Genomic DNA, 3,197 nt, shown 5'->3' with positions numbered 1-3,197 from the left:
CGGCGCCTCCCCTCCGCGGGCCGGTGCTTAACCCCCCCCGGGGGGGGGGGGGCTCGCCGCCCCCCCCCCCCCCCGGCCCTCCGCCGTCGTCTCTCAGAGAGGAGTGAGGCGTGGGTTTCCTGCTCAACCACAGGATCGGTCACCTGGTGATCGCCGTGATCCTGTTCGCCGCCGTGGTGGGCGTGCTGCTGCTGGTCGCCAAGGTCGCTGACGGGCTGCGCGGCAAGGCGCGGACCCCTGCGGTCATCGCGGTCTTCGTAGGTCCCGCCCTGCTGATGCTGGGGATCGGCCTGATCTACCCGTTCATCCGCACCACGTGGATGTCCTTCATGGACTCGCGCAGCCAGAACTTCGTGGGTCTCGACAACTACGTGACGGCGTTGACGGCGGACGCGAGCCTGATCGCCTTCAGGAACACGTTCTTGTGGGTCATCCTCACCCCGTTGCTCTCGACGGCGATCGGCCTCGTCTACGCCGTGCTGATCGACCGGTCCCGGCTGGAGAAGGTGGCCAAGGCGCTGCTGTTCCTCCCGATGGCGATCTCGTTCGTGGGTGCGGGCATCATCTGGAAGTTCGTCTACGACTACAAGGGCGCCGGGCAGGACCAGATCGGCATCCTCAACGCCCTGCTCACCTCGCTGGGCCTGGAACCGGTCCGATTCCTGCAGGACGCGCCCGCTAACACGGTCTTCCTGATCCTTGTGCTCGTCTGGATCGAAGCTGGGTTCGCGATGGTGATCCTGTCGGCATCGATCAAGGCCGTTCCGCTCGACATCATCGAAGCCGCCCGCCTCGATGGCGCCAACGCCTGGCAGCTGTTCCGCAACATCACGGTGCCGAGCATCCGACCCGCACTGGTGGTCGTGCTCACCACCATCTCGATCGCGACGCTCAAGATCTTCGACATCACCCGCACCATGACCGGCGCGCAGTTCGACACCCAGGTGCTCGCCAACCAGATGTACGACCAGTCGTTCGTGTTCGGCAACAACGGCCTGGGCTCGGCCATGGCGGTGTTCATCTTCTTGCTGGTGGTGCCGCTCGTGGTCTTCAACGTGCGACAGATGGCGAAGAACCGGGAGGTGCGGGGATGACGGCTCCCACGCTCAGCGAGGCCGATCAAGCCACCCGCGCCATGGGTGGCGGCAACGGCCGCAGCGCGTCGTCGACCTTGAAGTCGGCGCTCACGAACCGGATCGGCAGCGCGGTCGCGATCGTCATCGCCGTGCTCTGGACGGTCCCCACGTTCGGTCTCTTCCTGTCCTCGCTGCGGCCCGAGGCGCAGATCAAGGGGTCAGGGTGGTGGACGTTCTTCTCCGAGCCGGCCTTCACGCTGGAGAACTACCAGCAGGTGCTCGGAGGGTCGTCGTCGACCGACCTGTCGCAGTACTTCCTGAACTCGATCGTGATCGCGGTGCCCTCGACGCTGCTCCCGCTCGCCCTGGCGATCATGGCCGCGTACGCGTTCTCGGCGCTGGAGTGGCGCGGACGCGACCTCGTGTTCGTGGGCGTGTTCACGCTGCAGATCGTGCCGCTGCAGATGGCGTTGATCCCGCTGCTGCGTTTCTTCAACGACACCGGAGCGGGGTCCACGCTGCTGTTCCTGCCGCTGTGGATCGCGCACTCGATCTTCGCGCTGCCGCTGGCGATCTTCCTGCTGCACAACTTCATGTCCGAGGTGCCCCGCGACCTGATCGAGGCGGCCCGCATCGACGGTGCCGGGCACGTGACGGTGTTCCTGCGGATCATGCTGCCGCTGATGCTGCCGGCGATCGCGAGCTTCGCGATCTTCCAGTTCCTGTGGGTGTGGAACGACCTGCTGGTCGGTCTGACGTTCTCCGGTGGGAACCGGATCATCCAGCCGCTCACGGCGGCGCTGGCGGCGATGACCGGCGACCGTGGTCAGGACTGGCACCTGCTGACCGCAGGCGCGTTCGTCTCGATCATCATCCCGCTGGTCGTGTTCTTCGCGCTGCAGCGTTACTTCGTGCGAGGGCTGCTGGCCGGTTCGGTCAAGGGCTGAGCCGGGGTCGGGTCAGAGGTACTGACCCGTTCCCTGGCTCGCCTCCGGCATCGAAGGTGGCTGCTGCGCCAGGCCCGGGTGGCCCTGCGGACCGACGCCGGGCGGCAGTGCCTTGCGCATCTCGACCAGCTGGTTCTGTGCCGCCATCTGCTGCGCGACCAGGGCGGTCTGTATGCCGTGGAACAGGCCCTCGAGCCACCCGACCAGCTGAGCCTGTGCGATGCGGAGCTCGGCATCGGAGGGCGCGGCGCCGTCATCGGTGAACGGCAGCGTGATCCGGTGCAGCTCTTCGACCAACTCGGGCGAGAGGCCGCTCTCGAGCTCGGTGAGGGAGCGCTCGTGCACCTCGGCCATGCGCTCGCGCGCCGCCTCGTCGAGGGGTGCGGACCGCACCTCCTCGAGCAGCTGCTTGATCATCATGCCCAGCCGCATCACCTTGGCGGGCTCGGCGACGGCGGCGGTCGGGTCCTGCTTCGTGTCGTGGATTCCCAGCCCCTCCGAGGAGGCGACGACGACGCGCTGGCCGTTCTCGCCGTCGTCGGGCTGGTCCTCGCTCACCTGGTCGTTCTCGGTGGTGGGCTCGTCGTTGCTCTGCTCACTCATGGACCCCATCTTGCCAACTGGCTCCGACAGGCGTGGTGACCCTAGGCTCGACGTCATGAGATGGCTGGGCAACCCTGCACACGTCCGTTGGCTCGAGCGCGAGACCGATGAGCTGCTGGCGTTCGCGTCGGGATCCGCGATCGAGGAGGGGTTCGGCTACCTCGACTCCGACGGCGAGCCGGTCGCCGACGAGGGCGCACACCTGTGGGTGACGTGCCGGATGATCCACTCGTTCGCGCTCGGGACGCTGCTGGGGCGGCCGGGCGCGGCGTCGATGGTCGACCACGGGCTGGCGGCCCTGGCGGGGCCGCTTGCGGACAGCGAGAACGGTGGCTGGTTCGCGCAGGTCGGGCCGGACGGGCCGATCGACTCGACCAAGGCCGCGTACGCGCACGCGTTCGTGGTGCTGGCGACGTCGAGCGCCGCGGTGGCGGGCCGGCCCGGCGCGCGCGAGGCGCTCGACGAGGCGCTTGACGTGCAGCTGCGGCACTTCTGGGACGAGGACGCCGGCATGGTCGTGGAGTCCTGGGATGCGGCGTTCTCGGAGAGCGAGCCGTACCGCGGCGTCAAC

Annotated in this window: 4 protein-coding genes; 3 read left to right on the top strand and 1 reads right to left on the bottom strand. The window is 68.0% G+C overall.

All coding sequences use genetic code 11. The features are described 5' to 3' along the window. Positions 1-110 precede the first annotated feature (110 nt). Positions 111-1,094 carry a carbohydrate ABC transporter permease gene (locus ACOJSN_RS03240; RefSeq protein WP_420111073.1) on the top strand — a complete coding sequence of 328 codons (984 nt, stop codon included), beginning with the start codon at positions 111-113 and terminating at the stop codon, positions 1,092-1,094. Further along, positions 1,091-2,023, top strand: a complete 933-nt coding sequence (locus ACOJSN_RS03235; RefSeq protein ID WP_420111072.1) for a carbohydrate ABC transporter permease — start codon at positions 1,091-1,093, stop codon at positions 2,021-2,023. The genes ACOJSN_RS03240 and ACOJSN_RS03235 overlap by 4 nt, the downstream gene beginning before the upstream one ends. Positions 2,024-2,035: 12 nt before the next feature. Here the strand turns inward: ACOJSN_RS03235 and ACOJSN_RS03230 are convergent, their stop codons facing one another. Then, a complete protein-coding gene (locus ACOJSN_RS03230; protein ID WP_420111071.1) occupies positions 2,036-2,626 on the bottom strand; it encodes a bacterial proteasome activator family protein in 591 nt (196 codons plus the stop codon). Between the two features lie 55 nt (positions 2,627-2,681). Between ACOJSN_RS03230 and ACOJSN_RS03225 the strand changes: the two genes are divergently transcribed. Next, on the top strand, positions 2,682-3,197 hold a 516-nt coding region (locus tag ACOJSN_RS03225), incomplete at its 3' end, for an AGE family epimerase/isomerase (RefSeq protein WP_420111070.1).

It is taken from the genome of Pseudactinotalea sp., assembly GCF_048594945.1.
In the GTDB taxonomy this organism is placed as follows: domain Bacteria; phylum Actinomycetota; class Actinomycetes; order Actinomycetales; family Beutenbergiaceae; genus Pseudactinotalea.
This window is presented reverse-complemented; position numbering and strand designations above follow the sequence as displayed.